The sequence below is a fragment of the Desulfomonile tiedjei genome (assembly GCA_016212925.1).
Taxonomy (GTDB): Bacteria; Desulfobacterota; Desulfomonilia; order Desulfomonilales; family Desulfomonilaceae; genus JACRDF01.
Map to the genome: position 1 here is coordinate 119,946 of JACRDF010000043.1, position 20,593 is coordinate 140,538.

The 20,593-nt window shown below is 54.6% G+C and carries 24 protein-coding genes; 9 read left to right on the plus strand and 15 right to left on the minus strand.

What is annotated here, in order from left to right; all coding sequences use genetic code 11:
- Nucleotides 1-806: 806 nt before the first annotated feature.
- The 12 genes from HY913_18195 to rplU all read right to left on the minus strand — a co-directional run bounded on the left by HY913_18195 (nt 807) and on the right by rplU (nt 11,516).
- A complete protein-coding gene (locus HY913_18195; GenBank protein ID MBI4965212.1) occupies nt 807-1,130 on the minus strand; it encodes a DUF4242 domain-containing protein in 324 nt (107 codons plus the stop codon).
- Between the two features lies 1 nt (nt 1,131).
- A complete protein-coding gene (locus tag HY913_18200; protein MBI4965213.1) occupies nt 1,132-1,425 on the minus strand; it encodes a DUF4242 domain-containing protein in 294 nt (97 codons plus the stop codon).
- A 602-nt stretch (nt 1,426-2,027) separates the two neighbouring features.
- Nucleotides 2,028-3,257 (minus strand): ABC transporter permease, encoded by a 1,230-nt coding sequence (locus tag HY913_18205; protein ID MBI4965214.1) that lies wholly within the window; start codon nt 3,255-3,257, stop codon nt 2,028-2,030.
- A gap of 497 nt (nt 3,258-3,754) precedes the next feature.
- Nucleotides 3,755-4,594, minus strand: coding sequence for a zinc metalloprotease HtpX (htpX, locus tag HY913_18210; GenBank protein ID MBI4965215.1), 840 nt, complete (start codon nt 4,592-4,594; stop codon nt 3,755-3,757).
- 319 nt (nt 4,595-4,913) lie between these two features.
- Nucleotides 4,914-5,840, minus strand: a complete 927-nt coding sequence (locus tag HY913_18215; protein MBI4965216.1) for a methionyl-tRNA formyltransferase — start codon at nt 5,838-5,840, stop codon at nt 4,914-4,916.
- Nucleotides 5,837-6,361, minus strand: coding sequence for a peptide deformylase (gene def / locus HY913_18220; protein MBI4965217.1), 525 nt, complete (start codon nt 6,359-6,361; stop codon nt 5,837-5,839). Before def ends, HY913_18215 begins: the two co-directional genes overlap by 4 nt.
- 336 nt (nt 6,362-6,697) lie before the next feature.
- Nucleotides 6,698-7,099 (minus strand): Hsp20/alpha crystallin family protein, encoded by a 402-nt coding sequence (locus tag HY913_18225; GenBank protein ID MBI4965218.1) that lies wholly within the window; start codon nt 7,097-7,099, stop codon nt 6,698-6,700.
- A gap of 23 nt (nt 7,100-7,122) precedes the next feature.
- Nucleotides 7,123-7,584, minus strand: a complete 462-nt coding sequence (locus HY913_18230; protein MBI4965219.1) for an Hsp20/alpha crystallin family protein — start codon at nt 7,582-7,584, stop codon at nt 7,123-7,125.
- Between the two features lie 869 nt (nt 7,585-8,453).
- Nucleotides 8,454-9,620 carry a glutamate 5-kinase gene (gene proB, locus HY913_18235; GenBank protein MBI4965220.1) on the minus strand — a complete coding sequence of 389 codons (1,167 nt, stop codon included), beginning with the start codon at nt 9,618-9,620 and terminating at the stop codon, nt 8,454-8,456.
- Nucleotides 9,617-10,630 carry a GTPase ObgE gene (obgE, locus tag HY913_18240; GenBank protein MBI4965221.1) on the minus strand — a complete coding sequence of 338 codons (1,014 nt, stop codon included), beginning with the start codon at nt 10,628-10,630 and terminating at the stop codon, nt 9,617-9,619. Before obgE ends, proB begins: the two co-directional genes overlap by 4 nt.
- Before the next feature lie 253 nt (nt 10,631-10,883).
- Nucleotides 10,884-11,138 carry a 50S ribosomal protein L27 gene (rpmA, locus tag HY913_18245; GenBank protein MBI4965222.1) on the minus strand — a complete coding sequence of 85 codons (255 nt, stop codon included), beginning with the start codon at nt 11,136-11,138 and terminating at the stop codon, nt 10,884-10,886.
- A gap of 21 nt (nt 11,139-11,159) precedes the next feature.
- Nucleotides 11,160-11,516 (minus strand): 50S ribosomal protein L21, encoded by a 357-nt coding sequence (gene rplU, locus HY913_18250; GenBank protein ID MBI4965223.1) that lies wholly within the window; start codon nt 11,514-11,516, stop codon nt 11,160-11,162.
- Between the two features lie 796 nt (nt 11,517-12,312).
- On the opposite strand from rplU, the gene HY913_18255 reads away from it, so the two are divergent.
- From HY913_18255 to dnaB, 9 genes are all read left to right on the plus strand, one after another.
- Complete coding sequence (locus HY913_18255) at nt 12,313-12,546, plus strand: AtpZ/AtpI family protein (protein MBI4965224.1); 234 nt, start codon at nt 12,313-12,315, stop codon at nt 12,544-12,546.
- Nucleotides 12,546-12,929 carry an ATP synthase subunit I gene (locus HY913_18260; protein ID MBI4965225.1) on the plus strand — a complete coding sequence of 128 codons (384 nt, stop codon included), beginning with the start codon at nt 12,546-12,548 and terminating at the stop codon, nt 12,927-12,929. Before HY913_18255 ends, HY913_18260 begins: the two co-directional genes overlap by 1 nt.
- Before the next feature lie 66 nt (nt 12,930-12,995).
- Nucleotides 12,996-13,655: a F0F1 ATP synthase subunit A gene (atpB, locus tag HY913_18265; GenBank protein MBI4965226.1), complete on the plus strand. Its 660-nt coding sequence runs from the start codon at nt 12,996-12,998 to the stop codon at nt 13,653-13,655.
- 28 nt (nt 13,656-13,683) lie between these two features.
- Nucleotides 13,684-14,019: an ATP synthase F0 subunit C gene (gene atpE / locus HY913_18270; protein MBI4965227.1), complete on the plus strand. Its 336-nt coding sequence runs from the start codon at nt 13,684-13,686 to the stop codon at nt 14,017-14,019.
- A 241-nt stretch (nt 14,020-14,260) separates the two neighbouring features.
- Nucleotides 14,261-14,800: a hypothetical protein gene (locus tag HY913_18275; GenBank protein ID MBI4965228.1), complete on the plus strand. Its 540-nt coding sequence runs from the start codon at nt 14,261-14,263 to the stop codon at nt 14,798-14,800.
- 190 nt (nt 14,801-14,990) lie between these two features.
- Nucleotides 14,991-15,620, plus strand: coding sequence for a 30S ribosomal protein S6 (gene rpsF, locus HY913_18280; protein ID MBI4965229.1), 630 nt, complete (start codon nt 14,991-14,993; stop codon nt 15,618-15,620).
- Nucleotides 15,621-15,622: 2 nt separating this feature from the next.
- On the plus strand, nt 15,623-15,865 hold the full coding sequence (locus tag HY913_18285; GenBank protein MBI4965230.1) for a 30S ribosomal protein S18: 243 nt from the start codon (nt 15,623-15,625) through the stop codon (nt 15,863-15,865).
- Nucleotides 15,866-15,885: 20 nt separating this feature from the next.
- A complete protein-coding gene (locus tag HY913_18290; GenBank protein ID MBI4965231.1) occupies nt 15,886-16,353 on the plus strand; it encodes a 50S ribosomal protein L9 in 468 nt (155 codons plus the stop codon).
- Nucleotides 16,343-17,725, plus strand: a complete 1,383-nt coding sequence (gene dnaB / locus HY913_18295; protein ID MBI4965232.1) for a replicative DNA helicase — start codon at nt 16,343-16,345, stop codon at nt 17,723-17,725. The genes HY913_18290 and dnaB overlap by 11 nt, the downstream gene beginning before the upstream one ends.
- Nucleotides 17,726-17,865: 140 nt before the next feature.
- Here the strand turns inward: dnaB and HY913_18300 are convergent, their stop codons facing one another.
- The 3 genes from HY913_18300 to HY913_18310 form a co-directional block, all read right to left on the minus strand.
- Nucleotides 17,866-18,318: an SMI1/KNR4 family protein gene (locus tag HY913_18300; protein MBI4965233.1), complete on the minus strand. Its 453-nt coding sequence runs from the start codon at nt 18,316-18,318 to the stop codon at nt 17,866-17,868.
- Between the two features lie 54 nt (nt 18,319-18,372).
- Entirely contained in the window at nt 18,373-19,107 is a 735-nt protein-coding gene (locus HY913_18305) for an HNH/ENDO VII family nuclease (protein MBI4965234.1), read from the minus strand.
- A 127-nt stretch (nt 19,108-19,234) separates the two neighbouring features.
- Nucleotides 19,235-20,452 (minus strand): DUF5309 family protein, encoded by a 1,218-nt coding sequence (locus tag HY913_18310; GenBank protein MBI4965235.1) that lies wholly within the window; start codon nt 20,450-20,452, stop codon nt 19,235-19,237.
- Nucleotides 20,453-20,593 lie beyond the last annotated feature (141 nt).

The window sequence follows — 20,593 nt, forward strand, 5'->3', positions numbered from 1 at the left end:
GAAGATCCTTACTATCATTATTGCCGGCGGCACAGATGTTGGTTATTGCCACCTGCCACTAATATACTACCGCGTCAACCAAGTTTCGAGGCTTCGCCTGCGCAGAGGCAGCGAGTAGCTCGACCATCCGAAAGAGGCTAAGAACGGAACCCGGACCTCGAAGGCCCACCACCTGTGGGACGCCCCCGGCACCATTCCTACAGGAGTATCGAAGCCAGACGACCCTTCGGGAGCGAACGCCTTGTCGAACAGTCCTTGTGCAATGGGGTCCTGTTCAAGGAGAGGCCTTGACTTGCGGATGGTCCTCCTCCCGGCAGATGATTGACACGCGCCAGGATTCTATATCACCTCTGCGGCAGAATCGAAAGTTCCCTTTACTCTGCGTGTGTCGTTTCGAAAATAACCCGCGCATAAGGAAATAGAGGTCGCTACAGGTCTTATCCTACTTCTTCATAATTTTCAGACATACGCGGACCGGAATTGCAGACATCATTCTTGAGCAATCGCTCCAATTATGGCATCTGAGCGGGGGTTGCTCAGTGCCGTCCGCCGTCAACATAGCTCACGGATGCCCCTGATGCCACAACCGGATCTTGGATTGATCAAAGAGGAGGCGCCAGGTCTTGACATTTATTCAGTCATCGCAAGGGCGGGCTTCAATGTAGTTTCGGTTCCATGATCTCTAAAATCCAACCAACTTCCATGGCGGCGAACGCCACAACTAATTATGAAAACGACGGTAGCGCCGTCCCGCGCTGAACGCGGGATTGCCGGTTGCCTTCGAGGCGTTTTTATGGGAACGACAATCAATCTTCGCGCCATCTCCATTCACTGGGGATGGTAAGACGAACCGGAACAATTTCCTCCCAAGAAATTTCAGAGTCCCGGAATATCTCTTCCAGCGTCTTCTTATCCGGGGCATCCCACCAGCAAAAACGTCTCGTCAAATCCAGGACATGCCACGTCTTGATCCAAACTGCCCTGCTTTCTTGCGCCAGATTCATCCATCGCGATTCAACTTTTTCTACCGGGACTGAAGGCTCATTATGAATCGACATGAAGTGAGGCATTTTCTTCTCCTCTCTCGTCGGACAGATCGCGTCTGGCAGCCGCGGCCAACTTGTGTTCATTTCATGCTCTTCCCGCCGAGATCCCTCCGGATCGAATCTCCCAAACTCGCCATCGGGAGGACAAGGTTACCCCTACCTCCAGAATCTCGGTCCACTTAATACCGAGTTCCTGGAAAATTTGCTCTATGGTTTCCCTGTTTGGGGCTTCCCATTCACAGTACCGCTTTCCCAGTTCCACGTTGAAAAGTGTCATGTGCCAGAGGGCTCGACGGTCCTTTGAAATCTCGGTCCACCTTGATTCAAGGGTAACCCTATCCACATCGTTCTCCTGGTGTATGGAGAGAAAAGTTGGCATGGCATCCTCCATTTCTTGCCGATTGGGGAGGTGCGTTGTGCGGATTGGCCGGTGACGCGGCGAGAGTTGGCACGCAACAATGCCGGCCCGAGAATTGACGGCGCTTTAACCTGAGCCGATGGGCGGCCGCGGCCTTCCAGGTTAAAGCAGGCTCCGAATCATTTTGAGATGCCCGATCTTGAAAGAGTGGTAGGACATAGGACGGACCTCACGCCGGCGGGCAATTTGAGGCACAGCGCTGTGCCCCTCTACCGCTTGTGCCGACGAAGCAGCGCGCGAGTACCGAACATAGCTGCCTTGTGAAACATGATAACAATGCAGTAACTTCCCTGCAAGCTTTTTCTTAGCAAAACAGTCAAGAACTCCTGGAGCCGAGAAATCAGCATGGGGTTTCTGGTGAGGAGTATAGATGGACACCAGTTCGGCCGCGGGTCGTCTGATGCCAATGCGCGTTCAAAGAAGTGACATTAACAATGGCCGGCAGGGACCCCGGATCGCGGTCCGGGGCAGGCTCTGGCCGCTACCATAATGCGGTGGCGGTCCCGCGGGACGCGGGATGCCCGCCATCTTCACTTGTACGAAAGCGCATTGGTCTGAGTCTGTTATTCATACCTCAGCGCTTCAATAGGATGGAGCCGAGAGGCTTTAAAGGCCGGGTAGAATCCGAAGAACACCCCTACGGCGGCGGAGAACAGCAATGCAACGGCCACGGCCAGCGGGCTTATCAGAGCCGGCCAGCCGCTTGTCTTAGCAAAGGCGTACGCTCCGGCCGTCCCAAGCGCGGTCCCTATTATCCCGCCCAACATCGACAGCACCACGGCTTCGATCAAGAACTGGGAAAGGATGTCCGCGGAACGCGCGCCGACTGCCATTCGAATGCCGATCTCTCTGGTGCGCTCGGTGACCGAAACGAGCATTATGTTCATTATTCCGATTCCGCCTACTACCAGCGAGATTGCCGCGATCGCGCCTAGAAGCGTGGTCATAATATTTAACGTTTTTTCAGCCGTAGCAAGGATCTCCGTCAGATTGCGCACCGTAAAGTCTTTTTCCTGGCCGCGGGCAATTTTGTGGCGCCTGGCTAGAAGCTCGTTGATCTGTTTTTCAGCCTCCGGAATGAGCGAGACCTCCTTTGATTGCACAAGAATAGCGTTGATCTCGTCCGGGAAGGGTGTTCCGAAAAGTCTGTATTGTGACGTCTTTAACGGAACGAAGACCGCATCGTCCTGGTCGTCTCCCCGCGGAGACTGGCCTTTCTTCTCCAGGACCCCGATAACGGTAAAAGGAACGTTCTTAATTCGGATCACTTTTCCCAAGGGATAAGTGTCTCCCATAAGATTCTCCACGACCGTACCGCCAACGACAGCTACTTTGGCGGCCCTGTGCTCTTCCTCCGGTGTGAACATCCTGCCGTACCTGACGGTCCACTCGCGGACGGGGAAATAGTCCCTGGTTGTTCCGGTAATCCTGGTCCTCCAGTTTTTGTTGCCGTAAACCGCCTGAGTAACCTCGCCCCAGACCGGGGCTGCAAAGTTCACAGCCGGACATTCCTTGGCAATGGCTTCTGCGTCCGATGCTCGCAGCGTGTGCACAGAACCCGATCCCAGCCGAACCCCCGTCTGCATCGCCGCACCCGGAACTACAAGTATGAGGTTGCTCCCTATTGAGCGGATCTGATCGCCGATCAGTTCGCGGGCCCCGGCCCCGACGGCCACCATCAATATCACTGCTCCAACGCCAATGACAATGCCGAGCATGGTGAGAAGGGAGCGCATGACGTTGACTCTCAGCGCTCCAGTCGCGATCTTGATTCCGTCTAAAGGGTTGATCATTGCTATAACCGTTGCCAAAAATAAGGTCGGTTTCACCAGAGGATAGGGTGAAGGGCCGACAGCAATGAGAGGTGCTCCGTCACCCTGGCAAACCCCGGATCAAAGTCCGGGGCAGGCACCGGGGTTCAGAAGTCCTGAGTAGAACGCGGGATTGAATCCCGCGCTTCGCGGGACGAGTGTGCCGGCACGGGGAAACTGTCTCAAAATCGTGGAATCGAGGGATTCCAGGGTAGGGGCGCTTCGAGAAGCGCCCTGATTTCGGGCGGTTCACGAACCGCCCCTACAGACCGCATGATGAAATCGCCAGTTTTGAGACAGTTTCCGGAGGCCGCGACGTACCAATTTCCAAGAGGCACTTTTCGTAATCGGACACTACTCTTGACACTCGCTGTAAAAGTGTCTTGCCACTAATGGGTAGACGCGCCCCGACCGCAGGTCTACGCGAAATGCGCCAAGAGCTTATCGCGGACCGTTCTTTTGCCTCGTTTACCTGCGGTTCAGTATCCCGCCATCTGCTGCAGTCTGGCGATCCTTTCCTCGATGGGCGGATGGGTTGAGAACAGGCTTGAAATGCCCCCTCCGAAGAGAGGATTTACGATAAACATGTGAGCAGTTGCCTGGTTCGCATCCATGGGAACCTCTTGGACTCCGCGTCTGAGCTTGTCCAAGGCACCGGCAAGCCACATCGGATGGCCGCAAATCTGCGCGCCGGTCTCATCCGCTATGTATTCCCTGGATCGAGAGATGGCCATCTGAATCACTGCCGCGGCCATAGGAGCGAGAATCATCATCAGGATCATACCGACTATGGATCCCCCGCCTCTGCCCTCCTCGTCGGATCGGCCTCCAAAAAGCCATCCGAACTGGGCTAGATAGGTAATGGCAGTGCCTATGGTTGCCGCAACCGTTTGAATCAGGATGTCCCTGTTCTTGACGTGGCCAAGCTCGTGGCCGATGACGCCGGCGAGTTCTTCCCACGACAAGAGCCTCAAGATACCCGTGGTACAGGCAACCGCGGCATGAGAAGGATTCCGGCCGGTGGCAAACGCGTTGGGAGACTCATCGGGGATGATGTACACCTTGGGCATAGGCAGGCCCGCTTGTGTGGTTAGCCGCTGCACGAGGTTGAAAAGGTCCGGCGCCTCGGTCTCGGTGACCTCCTGCGCGTTATACATTTTCAGCACAATCTTGTCGCTGAACCAGTAGCTTCCGAAGTTCATCACCAGAGCAATTACCAGAGCTATGGTCGCCCCGTTTTTGCCTCCGATAATTGCTCCAATGACCACAAGCAGCGACATCAGAGCGGTCAGCAGAACAACGGTCTTGACTTGATTCATCGGCAATCTCCATCCTTAGTTAGGTTATGTTTTTTCTCGGATTGGGCCTTACGCCCATTATACCCACAGCGGGAAAAAATGTCCGAAAACACTGCCCGGTTAAGGCTCCTGCCACTGACCGCAATCGGCGGGCACAGCCCGCCCTACGGGAAGGGCGCCGTACTATGGTAGGGCGGGCCGTGCCCGCCGAATCAGGACGATTACCAAGGGCGATCCGGGAACGCGCCACCAATCAGTCAATAACTTGGACGAGAGCCATACTCCGCACGTCTGCACTCCTCGCGACGAATACGGGCTGAGTTGCTTCTGATTCGTCCTTTCAATCAAACCTGTCTCCCTCTTTCAGTCTGCGCCCGCGCGCGAAGTCCGATGCAGCGATGCGCTTTTTACCCGGGGCTTGAACTTCGCGAAGGATCAACAATCCTTTGCCCGTCCCCACGGCGATACCGTCTTCCCGGACGCCGGCGATAAACCCCGGCGAAGCGGCGCCGTGTTTCGGGGCCGCTTTCCAGACCCTAATAGGCTCCTCCGAGCAAAGGAAGAAAGCGCCAGGCCAGGGATTCATCGCCCTAACCACTCGATCCAGATGCTCGGCATCTTGCTGCCATTGCAAACGGCCGTCTTCCTTGGACATCGGACGGGTGTAGGAGGCCTGCGAATGATCCTGGGGCTGTGGCTCGATCGTTCCTTCGTGCATTTTCTTCAAGGTTTGGACTACCAAATCCGCTCCCGGTTCCAGGAGTTTGTCGTGAAGCGATCCCGCGGTGTCTTCCTTGTCCACCGGGACTGTCCTCTGCAGCAGGATGTCACCGGTGTCCATCCCCTTGTTCATCAGCATTGTGGACACTCCCGCAAACTCGTCTCCGGCAAGGATCGCTGCGGGAATGGGTGAAGCCCCACGATAACGGGGCAAGAACGACGCGTGAAGATTCACGCATCCCATGGGCGGGAGATCCAATATTTGTTCCGGCAGGATCTTTCCATATGCCGCAACAACTATCGCATCAGGTTTCCATTCCGCCAGGAGAGCCACGGTTTCGGGACTTCTCACATCCTGGGGCTCCGACACCGGGAGCCCCATTTCGAGGGCCGCGATCTTCACAGCCGTCGGCAGTGGTTTCCTTCCCCGACCTTTAGGTTTGTCCGGCTGAGTGAATACTCCGATAACCTGAAAGTTGGCATGAAGAGCAGCAAGAGTGGGAACGGCAAACTCAGGAGATCCCATAAAGACCACCCTGAGATTCAATTCTTCCTCCTTGCCGATTTTCCGATACGTCGTCGGTACAAACTACGTTTGAGCGCGGAAGCATGATCGAGCAGCGTAGTGCCATGAAGATGGTCTATTTCATGCTGAAGGACGCGAGCCAAGAGCCCCTCAGCCTCGATCTGAATAGGCTTGCCGTCCAGACCTATCCCCTTAACCTGAACGGATTCGGAGCGCTTAACGTCGACTTCGAATTCGGGAACGCTCAGGCACCCCTCTTGTTTGACGGCTTGTCCTTCACAGAGGCAAATCTCCGGATTAATCAGCCAGATGGGTTTCTTTTTCCGGTCCTTGGGTTCGGCGTAGGGGTATTCCACATCGATAACAATCAATTGGCACAACTCTCCCACCTGATTGGCCGCCAGTCCCAGCCCGGGCGCCTTGTACATGGTTTCCGCCATGTCGTGGGCGAGTTTGCGTATCCGATCGTCTATGTCCGTGATTTCTTCCGCGGCTCGCGTCAACGCTTCGTGCGGAACGACCACGATGGGTCGAACAGCCATAAGTCGCTCCTTAATGTTCTCAAATAATATGTCTTACATCAGCGGACGGCTGTCAAGGGCGATGTCCCACCGAATCAGCCGGTTCGAGGGACAGAGACCGATACCGGTTCGCATTTGAGGAGGCAATTTAGGTAGGAATATAGCGGTTGCCATAATTTTTGTCCGATTGGCAGGCACTCCATTCCGTCATTCCTGCGGAGGTAGGGATCGTAGGGCCGGCGTCCCTGCCGGCCAAAAAGTGCACCGGCACGGAGCCCGGCGCCTACAAGGTTCCCGCCTTCGCGGGAACGACGGGCGTTATAACGCTCTTGAAAAATAGGCCCCACAGGCGAAGATTCATTCCGCGGCAATAGGGATCTTTCGAGGAACTGCCTTCTCGACCTTTGGCAGAACGAGCCTGAGCACCCCGTCCGCCATGGCTGCCGTGATCCTGGACTGGTCCACTACCTCAGTTATCCGGAAGGTCCGGAAGTAATTACCCGTGCGATATTCGCGGAGCAAGAAGTCGCCTTTTTCGCCATCAGGCTTCATCTTGCCGATGATGGAAAGGACGTTGTCCCGAAGATCTATTTCCACGTCTTCGACGCTCACCCCCGGCATGTCTGCCAGGACAACCAGTTCTCTTTCATTGTCAAAAATATCTACCGCAGGCGAGAAATACACTCCTTCGCGGGTGAATTCTCCTGCCGCGGGTGACAGTTCCTGTTTTGGAGCAGCTTGGATTTCTTGATCGGCCATTCTCGTTTCCTCCTTTCTCCGCGTTATTCCGAGACAATCTTGATCTGTTTGGGTGCAGTCGCGGGCTCCTTGTTCAAGGTGATTGTCAGCACCCCGTGCTTGTATGTCGCGGTCACGTTGTCAGGATTCACCCTCGTAGGAAGCGTGAGACTCCGCTGGAAGGTCCCTGTGGCACGTTCTCTGCGATGGTAGCTGGCTCCTTCATTCATTTCATAAGGCTTTCTCTCACCTTTGAGTGTGAGAAGGTCCCCTTCCACCTTGATCTCCAAATCCTCGCTCTTCATCCCCGGAATTTCCGCGGTGACGGTGAAGGAAGCATCCGATTCTTTCACATTGATCAGGGGAAAGAGGCGCGCCTCTCGCCAGAACGGCTCCTGCCAAGGTCGTCGAGTGCCGGTCAAAGCGCCGAACAATTCGTCCATTCCTCTTTGAAGGCGATCAAACTCACCCCAAAGGGGATCTCTGCCTGTCCTCAGTCGAAACATCTTTCATCCCCTCCTGCCAATGATTCTGTCAGTCTGGATGCGACCAGACCGTGCTCTACGAGATCGCTGCGGCACTCGGCCAACTCGCCGACCGGGCTCGAAAGGATATTCAAACGAGACCGGATTCCTTCCCGACCGGCATTGAACAGAGGCTCAACAGAATTTCGTCCGCCGTGCCAAGGGCAAGCCAAGGCGCGCGTCAACACGCTAAAACATCAATCTTAACCGGCCCTTACACTGTCGTTTTTCAGTTATTCATCGTGCGATTATTGTCAAGGGCCGAGGACCGACCCGAGGTGTAAAAACGGCTGATTATGGGAGCTTGGCGTCGCGGATGGTGCGGGAAGTGGCTATGGTGCCGGCTGTCAGAATTTCTCGTCCCTTTTCATCGGGCCTTGGATGAAAGAGGACGCCTTCTTGGGTGCCACTGCTGGCTCAAGGCACACTGCTGGGCAAGCCAGCAGTGGCACCCGCCACAAACAAATTGCCTAATATTATCACGTTGCCGCTAGTGGCCTCCTCGCGACCAACCGTACATGATTTTGGCTTGCTATAGGCAACTGCTGTAAACGATTCCGCCTGGTGGCCCGGAGGCCACTGCCTCCGGGTTCCGAAGGAACAGGAGGTGCTTGCTCATGTATACGGGATCGTCCTAACGCCATTACTGGACCGACGCGCAGAAAATACACCTCTTGTCGCTTCGCGACCCGGACGCGTGGCGTCCGGGCCACCCAGGAGGAACAATTGCCGTCCCCACAACACGATGCCGCCAGTTCTATGACTCTTGAGACAGTCTCCGAGCCGTACCCGCGGGGCCAAATGCTTTTGTAAATACGCTTCTGCACAAAGCAACTCGTATCGCGGATGCTTCACGTTTCAACAATTCTTCCGTGTGGCTCCTGGTCTAGGACGACCAGATTGTCCGCGTGGATGGCTTCGTCATTTCGCCGGTAACCGAGTATCCAATCAATCTCCGAGGTCTGATGACCCATTATTTTGCGCATTTCATCGGATGAATAATTCATTAGTCCTACAGCGATCTTGTTTCCCTGGTCATCCTCAACCGTTACGGCCGCGCCGTCGTCAAAATTTCCTCGGACCAGGATGACACCTATCGGAAGAAGGCTCTTTCCGTGGGAACGGATCACTCTTGCAGCGCCCGCATCCACGACAATCTCCCCTTCAGGGTTCAGGTTGTACCTTATCCAGTGTTTCCTGGCCGAAATGCGCTCCTTGGCCGGCATGATGAGAGTCCCACACAGTTCGGCCGACATGGTGCGAGCGATTATGCCTGGAATCTTGCCGCCCGCTATGATCATGGGAATACCGGAAATTCTGACTTTGGCGGCGGCTTCCAGCTTCGAGGCCATTCCGCCCCTTCCAGGCCCTGACGACGCGTCCGAGGCCATGCCCTTGATCTCGTCGGTGATCTCTTCAATCAAAGATATGATACAGGCATTGGGGTCCTTGCGCGGGTCGCAGTCCATGAATCCTTCAATGTCGCTCAACGTGAGCAACAGGTCCGCGTCGGCGAGGGTGGCTACCAGAGCTGACAGGTTGTCGTTGTCACCGAACTTGATCTCTTCCACCATAACAGTGTCGTTCTCGTTGATGATCGGCACGACCCCCCACCCAAGCAGGGTGGTCAAGGTATTGGCCGCGTTGAGGTATCTTCTCCTGTCGGTGAGGTCGTCCTTTGTCAGGAGCATCTGACCCACCCGTATCCCGTAGCGGCCAAAGGCATGCTCGTACTCAGCCATGAGGCGGCTCTGCCCTATGGACGCGGCGGCCTGCTTTTGAGGAATCGTTCTCGCGCCTGCTCTAAGCTCCATGTGCCGAACGCCCGCGGCCACGGCCCCTGATGACACTATGATGAACTCTTTGCCGAGCTTCTTATAATTGCATACCTCATCAACTATCCTGCCGATGGTTTCGCCATCCAGCCCGTCGGGCGTTGTAACCACACTGGAGCCCAGTTTCAGGACTACGCGCCTGACGCAAGCCAGAATCTCTTGTCTAACCGACGTGTCGCTCATTGGCTCTTACGGATCTTCTTCAAGAGTTGCGCGGTGTGACTCAGAAGCTCTTTCACTCCCTCGCCCGTCACAGCGGAAATCTCATGGACCGGAATGCCCTGCTTCAGGAATGCCTTTTTCAGCTTGGCCGCGGGTTCCCGATTCTCGGGCAGGTCCATTTTCGTGATCACCGCGATCATGGGGGTTCTTATCAGATCCTCAGAATAAGAGGCAAGCTCTCCCATAATCATGGAGAACCGTTCCTGCGGGCCGGGTGACAACTGCGGGGACGGATCAATGAGATGCAGAAGCAAGCGAGTTCGTTCCACATGCCGCAGAAATCTGTCTCCCATACCCGCGCCTTTGTGCGCGCCTTCTATAAGGCCTGGGATGTCAGCCATCACAAAATCCGTGTCGTCGCCGACGCGTACCACACCCAGACCCGGGACTTTGGTCGTGAAGGGATAGTCTGCGATTTTGGGCCGCGCGTTGCTCACGCGTGAAATCAGGGTGGATTTGCCACTGTTGGGCAGCCCCACAAGCCCGACGTCGGCAATGAGCTTCAGTTCGAGCATCAGCCACTTTTCTTCTCCGGGCCAGCCTTCTTCAAAACGTCTGGGGGCCCTGTTTCGTGAAGAGGCGAAACGCGCGTTGCCGCGGCCCCCTTCGCCCCCCTTCGCCACGACAAACTTACTGTCCGGGCTGTCCAAATCCGCTATGACTTCACCGCTTTCGTCGTCCTTCACGACGGTGCCGGCAGGAACCTTGATGACAATATCGGCCGCTGAACGGCCCTGGCGGTTACTCCCCGAGCCGTGGCCGCCGTTCTTGGCTCGATACAACTGCTGGTACTGGCAGTCAAGAAGCGTGTTCAAAGACGAGTCCGCCTCAATAATCACATCGCCACCCTTACCACCGTCGCCGCCGTCAGGGCCTCCCTTGGGGACAAAGGCCTCCCGTCGAAAGCTGAGGCAACCGCGGCCCCCTTTTCCGGAAATCACTCTGATTCTGGCTTGATCTACGAATTTCAATGTAGTTCTACTGGGGTTGGCGAAGGTGAAGTGCGAGCGGAGCAGCAGAGGAAATTGCGGGGAGAACCTTTTTGTAAAAAGGTTCCTCCCCGCACCCCTCTCCAAAAACTTCTATATCATGCCCGTTTGGCAGCTTCCGCTGTCAGCGGAAACTGCCAAACGGATCAGATATGAAGTTTTATGACCGGGGCACGAGAAAACTCTGTTGCCTATCAAATTCCTTTGCGGGTTAGGTTACACAATCTTGGGGGCGTCAGACGGGCAGTATGACCACGCGCTTTCTGTTGCGGTCTTTGCGCTCGTATTTCACGACCCCATCTATTTTTGCGAACAGAGTATAGTCTCGCCCCACCCCGACGTTTTCACCGGGATGGATAGCGGTTCCCTTCTGGCGGACCAGGATGCTGCCGGCCCTGACCATCTGCCCGGCAAAACGTTTGACTCCGAGGCGCTGGCCCGGGCTGTCTCGTCCGTTCCGGGAGCTTCCTCCTGCCTTCTTGTGGGCCATGGTCTTTCCTCCTGTCCTTGGTTACTCCGCGTCCGCGGGGGTGGGCTCTTTCGTCTCGGAAGCGGCCGTCGGTACGATGCTGTCTATTTTGAGCAGGGTGTACCATTGGCGGTGACCCTGTTTCTTCTTGTACCCCTGTCGGCGCTTCTTCTTAAATACGATGATCTTCCTGTCCCGAGCGGTGCGGACGATCGTGGCTTTTACCAGGGCGTCTCCGATCATGGGGTTTCCCAGCGTGATGCTGTCGGCTTCAGCCACTGCGAGGACCTGATCCAGATTGATCTGAGCGCCCGGTTCTGCGCTGAGCTTCTCGACCTTGATCTGATCTCCCGCTTGGACCTTGTATTGCTTACCGCCGGTTTGGACGATGGCGTACATAATATGCCTCCTGAGCAATGAACTGCTCATTAAAGCATCGCTGAAACGCGGTGTCAAGTCTAAAGTCCTACACTGGGCCAGGGACCGGCCCAAAAACCGTGGACGGGCCTTAATCCTTTTTTGTTTTGACACCGCGCTTTGGGTGACGGTTCCTGGCTTTGCAGGATCGACCAGCCCAGGCAGGATGCGGCGCGTATCCCTCGGTGCGGTGTCAGGCGTTTGTGGGGCTGGCTTTCCAACCTGCCTGCTCTGAAATTCTAATAATGGCAGGCTGGAAAGCCTGCCCCACAAGATCGGCCAATACTTCCACAAGGCTAAAGGCTTGCTTGCCCTCGTAACCATTCATTTGTGGACGGCAAAACCATCCGTCATTCCGGCGAAGGCCGGAATCCAGGTTTCCCCATCGCGGATCCCGCGTGAGACCCCTGGACCCCGGCCTTCGCCGGGGTGACGGGATGGGATGGTAGGGTTCTCTTTAAGCCAACAGAATTGTCTCCACGACTAACTAGCGCTGGACCTTCTGGCTAGAAATCCTGAACAAGACATCTACACTTTGCTGTTCCCCAGGCCCAACCCTCCCCGCGCGTATACTGAATGCTTACCCACGACTCATCTGCTCCGAGTGGGTCAATGGTCACCGCCCCTGCTCCAAGAAAGCTGGAATTTCCCGTGGTTCTGTGTTCAAATGGTGCGGGTGAAGTGGTTGCAGGCCGCAGCCATCGCGGAGCGATTTTCGCTGCCGGCCCAACATCTGACTTGACAGTCAGTCCGTATTTCTGCTAATCAGTGTAACTTCGTGAAGAAAGTCACCAGCACCTGGCGATTGGTAGGCGACTCCCTTCAACTGGGGGCCTCGATCGTCTTTGCCATATTTATCGGCGCGGGGCTGGGGTACTGGCTTGACGGAAAATTCGGCACTTTTCCTTATCTGAGCATCATGTTTTTCCTTCTCGGGGTGGCCGCCGCGGCTCGAAACGTTTGGATCGAGGTGCGAAAGCAACTGCGCAGCGAGAAGGACAGAGAGTTGTAATGGACTTCGACAAGGTTCCAGGGGTCTGGTTTAAGCTTTCAGCGTTCGTTTACACCCTTGGGCTGGTGTGTAGTCTGATCTTTGCGGGACAGGCCTTCTCTCTCGGTTTTTCAATAGGAGGAGCCCTGGTTCTGCTCAATGCGTGGGCCGCTGCTCGCAGGTTAAGAAGAGCCGAATTCCCCCACAAGGGCCGCGTTATGGCTTCGGTGCTCGGGGGATTTTATATGAGACTGATCCTTCTGGCGATCTGTCTGTTTGGTGTGATCAAGTTCGTGAAAGTAGACCCGGTCGGTTTGGTTACCGGCTTGTCGGTTGTCCCGGCGGGACTCTTTGTCATGCTGGTTTTGATCTATCTGGTAAACAGAAGACCTGAGGAGGTTTAATTCATGGCCGCGGATATCCATCCTCCAGTACTAACCGATGTAATTTCCAATCCCGCGTTTCATTCCATGCAGTCGTTCTGGGACAAATGGGGTGTTACGCACGGTGATCTGAACAACGTGATGAACACGTGGCTGGTTATGGCCATTCTGTTGATCGCAGCCGTTTTGGTGAAGAACAAGCTGGAGATGATCCCGAGGGGGTCCCAGAACTTTTGGGAGGTGGTGGTTTCAACCCTCGAAGACATCGTCGTTCAGACCATGGGGGAACACGGGAAAGCCTATTTCCCGCTGATAGCCTCCTTGGCCCTTTTCATCCTTTCATGCAACTTGATAGGGATTATTCCCTGGTTTCAGTCATCCACAAACAATCTGAATACGACCCTGGCATTGGCTCTGGTGGCCTTTGTCACGACGCATTACGTAGGGATAAAGGCGCATGGCACACATTACGTGAAGCACTTTCTCGGACCGGTGCCGTGGCTTATTCCACTGATGCTGCCCATCGAATTGATCGGCCACTTCAGCCGAATACTCTCACTCAGCTTCCGTCTCTTCGGGAACATTATGGGTGAAGATTTGGCAATAGTTATTCTCACCCTTTTGGTCCCATATCTGGTCCCGTTGCCGATGATGTTTTTGCAGGTGTTCACTTCTTTCATACAGACCCTCGTTTTCATCATGCTGACCATGATGTACATCGTGGGATCGTTGGAAGAGGCTCACTGATAACAGATCAAATGGAGGTATTTAGTCTATGAGAAGAAATCTTATCGCCGGACTTACGATTCTGGGAATCACCCTGCTCTCGAGCGTGGCCTTTGCAGCCGAAATGAGCCCCGCGATGGCTCCCATCATTCAGTGGACCGTTCTTGCAGCGGGTCTCGCAATCGGCCTTGGCGCCATCGGAAGCGGCATCGGCATGGGAACCGCTATTGGTGGAGCTTGCGAAGGCACCTCAAGGAACCCGGAAGCCGGTGGCCGAATCCTGACCACTATGATCATCGGTCTGGCCATGATCGAGTCTCTGACCATTTACGCTCTGGTCATAGCGCTCATTCTCATGTTCGGTAATCCGTACATCAAATTATAGACGCTCGAAGCCTTTCGGCGCCTGATTGTCCTCCACCCGCTCTTCGGACCGGGTGGAGGCTCCCTCCGAAAAAAATCCATTCCCTAGCCATTGACTTTATGAGGATTTTTGCTACGATTCCGCCCCGGCAGAGCTGGGTTTTCTTTGCGCCGCGTATCAGCGGAGAAAATGAAGATCTTTTCGACGCCTCGCCACCAAATGAGAATCCGCCAGGTTTCCTGGTTCCACAGAGGAAGAGTTCGTGAAGTTTACCGATACGTTCAAGCCGAGAGGGCCCGTAGGCCTGGAAACCGAATCCGGAAAGGCGGACCGCAGCGGGCAAATCGATCCTTTTGAAGCCGATGCCGCTGCGATAGACGGCCGGCGTCGCGAAGCCGAGAACGGCCCGGGGTACGCAAGGCCTTTCTCAGCAAGGGACACCGCGTCCGAAGACATCGGGTATTATGCCGGTGGCCCTGCCGACAAGGAGTTTACTACGTTTCAAGATCGCCTCAGAAAAGGCAAAGTCAAACTGTGCAGCGGCTGCGGCGGCGTGATGGCACGGTCCTCCCGGATGATTCTTTCGCCTTTGGCCGGTGCGTCTTTGGTCGTTCTCGGGGCGCTTCTAATGATTTTGTACGGGCTGGCGACCAATTTTTATCAGCCTCCCTGGTTCATAACATTCGCTTTGCCCGCAGGTTATTATGTCGGCTCGATATTTATCGGCGTGGGGATTTTGTTCTTCTTTATAAGAGAAAAGGTCTGGAATTGCCCCCGATGCAAGGAAATGCGTAAGAGGTAGCCGATCCGGGCCTGTTACCGGAGTTGAGATTTAGAGCCCGGAGGAAACGGCCTGTCCTGCGAACACTGGCGTTTGCCGGATCGCTCTTTCGATTTTTTCCGCTTGAAATAGTTTGCGCATTGCGCTAAAAAGATAGATTACCATTCACTCCTTGCCCCCCTGAGGGGCTTGAAAGCCGAAAGGAGAAACCATGCGACGCTACGAGTCCGTCATCATCCTCGACCCCGAACTCGCGGATGACGACATCAAGAATTTCACCGAACGATACAGCACCCTCATCAAGACCAACGGCGGGGAAATCATCAAGATCGAAGACTGGGGTTTCAAGAGGCTCGCCTATCTGGTCAAGAAAAAAGAGAGGGGGCGGTACATCTTATTCGATTTTGTGGGCCTTCCCGCGTTGATTGCCGAAATGGAAAGGCAGTTGAAAATCGCCGACGAGGTCATGAAATTCCTCAGCGTTAAACTGGATGAGGATGTGGACCTCGAAGCCTTTAAGGCAGCATCCGAGGAGAAAGCCGCAGCGGAAGCCGCCAAGTTGGCCCCACCGGAACCAGCTCCGGCAGCGGCTGAAGTGGCCGAACCAGCAGCTCAGGAACCGGAAGAGCCTGCAAAGGCCCCTGAAGTAGCCGAACCCGCGGCCCAGGAGGCGGGAGAGCCGGAGAAAGTCGCTGAAATAGCCGAACCCGCGGCCCAGGAACCGGAAGAGCCCGCAAAAGCCGCTGAAGCCGCGCAAACAGAAGAAGCACCGAAAAGTGCCGGACCGGCAGGTGGAGAGTCGTCAGAGGGCGCTCCTAAAGCCAAGAAAGAGGAGGAATAACCATGAGCAAGCCTCCAAGGCGTCGCCCTTTCCCACGAACCAAGGTTTGCCGTTTCTGCGCGGATCCCTCTATAAGGATGGACTATAAGGAACCCAACATCCTCAGATCTTTTGTAACAGAGCGAGGCAAGATCATTCCCAGGAGGATTTCCGGTAATTGCGCGAAGCATCAACGACAACTGACCACGGCCATTAAGAGGGCCAGGAATATAGCAATGCTGCCCTTCACCGTGCCGCGACGATAACGTTATTGGGAGAAACAATCATGGAAGTCATACTTCTCGAACATATCGACGAACTGGGAACGGTCGGACAGACGGTAAAGGTCAAGGACGGCTACGCGAGGAACTTCTTGCTGCCCAGGAAGCTGGCATGCACGGCCACGCAAAAGAACCTCAATTTTTATCGGACCCTGATAGAAGCCAAGCAGAAGAAGATCGCAAAAGCCAAGGGCGCAGCGCAGCAGCAGGCCGAGACCATGTCGGCCGTTACCCTGACGTTTGTTAGAAAGTCCAGGGGAGAAGATGCGCGGCTTTTCGGATCGGTCACCAATTCCGACGTGGCCTCGGCGCTTGAAGCCAAGGGATTTGAGATCGATAGAAAACGAATAACATTGTCCGAGCCGATTAAGAGGCTGGGTGAATACAAGGCCTCCGTGCGCCTCCATCCTGAGGTAACTGCCGACGTGACCGTGACCGTGGTCTCGGAGGAACAAGCGCAGAATGCCGGCTGAAACGAGCGGTACCACACGACTACCCCCGCAATTTCCGGAAGGCGAACGCGCGATTCTGGGGGGGTTGCTCCTTGACAACGACGCGTTGCCAAAAGTCGCGGCATTGCTGTCAGCCGAGGATTTCTACCGCGAAGCGCATCGCCATGTATTCAATGCCATTCTGGATCTCTTCGGCAAGAATGAACCCGTCGACTGGATTACCCTCACCGCGACGCTCAAGAAGTCAGGCCTTCTCGAAGCGGTGGGCGGCGCGGCATTTCTTACGGAGCTGATCGACGCTGTCCCGAGTGCGGCCAATATTCTGCACTACACAAAGGTAGTGAAAGAAAAGGCCGTTCTCAGGCAGCTGATCTCCGCGGCTACGGAGATCAGCACCCGATGCTATGAGGATCAACCCGAAATTGACCACTTCCTGGATGAGGCGGAACAGATCGTCTTCAGGATCGGTGAGGCCAGGATCCAGTCGGGCTTTGTTCATGTCCGTCCCTTGATGACGGAAAGCTTCAAGACCATTGAACGCCTGTACGACCGGAAAGAGAACATTACCGGCGTATCTTCCGGATTTAAGGACCTTGATAATCTTACTGCCGGATTCCAGCCCTCGGACCTGATAATCATCGCGGGCCGGCCCTCGATGGGCAAAACCTCATTGGCCCTTAACATAGCAATGCACGCGGCAATAGAAGCGGGGACCCCAACGGGAGTATTCTCGCTGGAAATGAGCAAGGAACAGATTGCCCTAAGGGTGCTCTGTGCCAGGGCTGGGGTCAATCTCAAAAGCCTCCGGACCGGGTTCCTGACTTCGGAGGATTGGGGCCATCTTACTCTTGCGGTAGGAAATATTTCGGATTCCCCCCTTTTCATTGACGACTCGCCGGCGATCAACACCCTGGAGATCAGGGCAAAAGCGCGGCGCCTGAAGAAGGAACATGACCTGGGATTGATAATTGTGGATTACCTCCAACTCATGAGAGGGGCCACCAAGTCGGATTTTCGAGAGCAGGAGATATCGGAAATCTCACGGTCTCTGAAGGCCTTAGCCAAAGAACTGGAAGTCCCTGTCATAGCTCTCTCACAGCTCAACCGTAAGGTGGAGGAACGTCCAAATAAGAGGCCGCAACTCGCTGACTTGAGAGAATCGGGCGCGATCGAACAGGACGCGGACGTGATAATTTTCATATACAGGGACGAGGTCTACAACAAGAGCGAAGACAATCCGAAGAAGGGCGAAGCGGAAATCATCATCGGCAAGCAGCGCAACGGCCCCATCGGAATGGTCACCGCAGTATTTGACGCCAGATTCTCCACTTTCCGGCCATACACTCAAAGAGAAGAAGCCCCCGACGACTCGGCCATCCTGTCGAACCTTTAGAATCCCCCTACCCAATAGGCGCTATCTTTGCTTGTCCCACACCCGGTTCCACGATCCGAACACGAGAACTGCCCTAGCCGCTCCGAACATCTTGCCGGGTGGCGTCAACCTCGCTCTTGGAGCATCCAGGCTGCTCATGCCTAAGTATCGTCCCGGTTCAACCGGAGCCAATCCAGGTCAATAATCTGTTCGGGTTCTTTGTTAGAACGTTTGAGCTTCTGATCCCTTTCTTTCAGATACTCGATGATGTCCTTTTGAAACCATTCATCAAAGGAATCCGCAACCTTATCTTTTCCGTATGCACGGCTGAGTGAATAAACCTTTTCATCCTCTGTATCGAGGCAAATCATCTCATCCTCGAGTCCTGTGTGTTGGATGACGAGAAAGCGATGAGGGAGGCCCTCTGTTCTCCTGTAAATCTGCGTGGCCCCTATCACGCAAGGAAGACCATCATAACCCAAAAGAGTATCGCTGATTCCGTAAATCTCAATGCCTGGAGCGTAAAAGATACCATATTTGTCAAGGAAAACAGCGTACTGTTCTGGAACTTTCACCCCCAGCTCTTCTTCAATGATTTCTTTTCTTGATGTCATTTATTCGCCTCTCTCTAAAACGGTGTAAGCATTTCCTCACTGATTAGCGCAGGCTTATTTGTTTCTAAATGATTGCGCTCGTGCCTGCCAATAGCTCTCTCTAAACGTGCCCGATTCACTTCTGTTTATTTGCGAAGGTTCTCGACGGACTGGAATAGAATTGTGCTCCGAGGTGGTGAGTTCAATCAATGGTCCCCCTCTCATCTGATTCAAGTGGTGAAGAACAACGGCCTTGCCGTCTCTACCGTACGGGGCTAGCCCCTGTTCCATACGCTCGATATTCGTCCGACCGTCTCTGTCTCTTTGAACAGGATTGAAAGTGCTGTTGCGCTGAGCGACAAAGTGGTTGCGAAAAAAAGTGAATTGGTAGTCGCGAGGATTGGCCCCCGCACGCCCCAATTCAGCTTCAATCATGTCTAGCGCTTGACGGTGCCCGCGGGTCATATGGAACCTGTCTCTTATTTCCTCCCTTCGGCGTCTTCCTCCGCCTCCACGTGGCCCAAGCCTGCCGCCTGCCTCAACGTCCCATCCGAAGGCTTCTGATTCTGGGTCTTCCTCAAAAGTCCCTTCCGTACCGAAATTTCGTTTAACAGACCTGAGCAGATCTGCCACGGGTCCGTCGACGTGCTTGAGGGCGTGGTCTACATAGGCGTCAACATCTTCCGGGAGGACCTTGTCGTCCTCGCTCTTTTCTCCTCCTTCTCCGCTATCTTTTCCTCCTTTATGGCTCCAACTAAATTCCGGGTGAGTGGCAAACCACCAGCGCCGCTGCTCGTCAGTTTCGATCATAATACGCTCCTTTCATTACCAAAAGCGGAAATATGAGATTCCACTTGGTAGGGGTAAAGCGAAGTCGACAAACGTGGAGATTCAAAACGAATTTCGGAATGGGCAGTTTGTTTGAATTATTGGGAAACTAATCTGCTGGCAGGCCGTAGATCATGCCGATGTTTGCTCTGGGATTCCGGGCCACGACGCCGTAGGTTTGGAAGGAGATCAGCCAGCGCTGGTATCGGCCTTGGGTGGGAATCTCTCTGCGCTCCAGGAAGTCATTGGCATAGTACCCGTACTTGAACGCGTCGAAATTGACCACGATCAGCACTCCAGGCCGCATGAAGGGTTCGGACATGATAGGAAAGGTCTTGCCAACTTTGGAATGGAATTCATCTACTTGGAATCCAATGGATTTATCCTCTTTTTTCATCTGTCGGTAGGAAATGTCAAAGTCGAGGATGAACTGGTGCGTGCTCGGATGACAGACGATCCACCAGTCGCCTTTATTGTAATCCGCATGCTCGTCGAGCCAGAGTTGACGTACCAGGTTGTCCAGATCGGGCTTCGCAAGAGCTTGTCCCCCCTTGTTGACCCACACATTCGGATTAGGGAACTCGCTTTGAGTGACAATCGGCCACGTACAGAGCCCGCACATCGTAGGTTCCTCTGTCTTATTTCCCCAGATGAACTGCGATCCGTCGTGGAAAGGACGCGATCTGAGAACCGCATATGCAAGCTGTCGCCTGAGTTTGCTGACTAGAGCGATAATCTGATGCTCAACTTCATATGGCACGACTTGGTATCTGGTGTTTTTTCTCGTCTTGGGGATCTCAAATGTTTCGGCGAATATCTGAGTCCCAACCTCACGGAAGGTCCTGTCGAGCGATCGAGAGTCCGACGCATCTCGATAATCCGACCACACCTCGGCAATGATGTCCCACCTCACAGGTTCCGGGTTGTCCGTCAAAAGGCTATTGCCGTAGGCGGCCACTGAAGCCGTTGTCCCGTCCACAGAAGCAACCTTCACTTGGCATCCGTCAGTTGGCCGTTCGAGAATGGTTCCTTCTCGAATCACTTTGCGAACAGACTCGCGGTTGACGATCTTCCCGAAAAGATGCCCGGTGAAAGCCATGGTATTCCCGATCAATTGGGCGGTCAGTGTGGATGGGTAACCCCATTCTTCCATCCACCGGACCACCGGCCCGGATACGGGCCGATCGACCTCGATCCTTGATAGGACATCGCTCTGGGCCTGGACAACGGAATCCAGGCCGTCGAGCAGCACCGCTTTCATTTTGAATTCCGAGTCCTGGTCACCCTGGGTCCAGATTTTCATAAAATCAAAAGCAGTTTCAGCCATGGGCCGCCTCCTTCATATTTCGGTTGTTAAGAATTGGGGAGATCTTTACGAAGCAATGAACACAAGTTTGTTTGGCGCTGCTAATTTGAAATGTTCTGCGGGCCTAAGGGCGTCAGTCCAGGCAGCAAATAAATGACCTTG

Bases quoted from the DNA above. Each gene is read 5' to 3' on its own strand.
- HY913_18225 (MBI4965218.1), bottom strand. From the start codon at position 7,099: ATGGCCGATCAAGAAATCCAAGCTGCTCCAAAACAGGAACTGTCACCC.
- def (MBI4965217.1), bottom strand. From the start codon at position 6,361: ATGGCTGTTCGACCCATCGTGGTCGTTCCGCACGAAGCGTTGACGCGA.
- HY913_18195 (MBI4965212.1), bottom strand. From the start codon at position 1,130: ATGAACACAAGTTGGCCGCGGCTGCCAGACGCGATCTGTCCGACGAGA.
- rpmA (MBI4965222.1), bottom strand. From the start codon at position 11,138: ATGGCCCACAAGAAGGCAGGAGGAAGCTCCCGGAACGGACGAGACAGC.
- HY913_18300 (MBI4965233.1), bottom strand. From the start codon at position 18,318: ATGACATCAAGAAAAGAAATCATTGAAGAAGAGCTGGGGGTGAAAGTT.
- htpX (MBI4965215.1), bottom strand. From the start codon at position 4,594: ATGAATCAAGTCAAGACCGTTGTTCTGCTGACCGCTCTGATGTCGCTG.
- rplU (MBI4965223.1), bottom strand. From the start codon at position 11,516: ATGTACGCCATCGTCCAAACCGGCGGTAAGCAATACAAGGTCCAAGCG.
- HY913_18230 (MBI4965219.1), bottom strand. From the start codon at position 7,584: ATGTTTCGACTGAGGACAGGCAGAGATCCCCTTTGGGGTGAGTTTGAT.
- HY913_18285 (MBI4965230.1), top strand. From the start codon at position 15,623: ATGAGCAAGCCTCCAAGGCGTCGCCCTTTCCCACGAACCAAGGTTTGC.
- HY913_18260 (MBI4965225.1), top strand. From the start codon at position 12,546: ATGGACTTCGACAAGGTTCCAGGGGTCTGGTTTAAGCTTTCAGCGTTC.
- HY913_18200 (MBI4965213.1), bottom strand. From the start codon at position 1,425: ATGCCAACTTTTCTCTCCATACACCAGGAGAACGATGTGGATAGGGTT.
- rpsF (MBI4965229.1), top strand. From the start codon at position 14,991: ATGCGACGCTACGAGTCCGTCATCATCCTCGACCCCGAACTCGCGGAT.
- HY913_18310 (MBI4965235.1), bottom strand. From the start codon at position 20,452: ATGGCTGAAACTGCTTTTGATTTTATGAAAATCTGGACCCAGGGTGAC.
- HY913_18290 (MBI4965231.1), top strand. From the start codon at position 15,886: ATGGAAGTCATACTTCTCGAACATATCGACGAACTGGGAACGGTCGGA.
- atpB (MBI4965226.1), top strand. From the start codon at position 12,996: ATGCAGTCGTTCTGGGACAAATGGGGTGTTACGCACGGTGATCTGAAC.
- HY913_18205 (MBI4965214.1), bottom strand. From the start codon at position 3,257: ATGATCAACCCTTTAGACGGAATCAAGATCGCGACTGGAGCGCTGAGA.
- atpE (MBI4965227.1), top strand. From the start codon at position 13,684: ATGAGAAGAAATCTTATCGCCGGACTTACGATTCTGGGAATCACCCTG.
- proB (MBI4965220.1), bottom strand. From the start codon at position 9,620: ATGAGCGACACGTCGGTTAGACAAGAGATTCTGGCTTGCGTCAGGCGC.
- dnaB (MBI4965232.1), top strand. From the start codon at position 16,343: ATGCCGGCTGAAACGAGCGGTACCACACGACTACCCCCGCAATTTCCG.
- HY913_18305 (MBI4965234.1), bottom strand. From the start codon at position 19,107: ATGATCGAAACTGACGAGCAGCGGCGCTGGTGGTTTGCCACTCACCCG.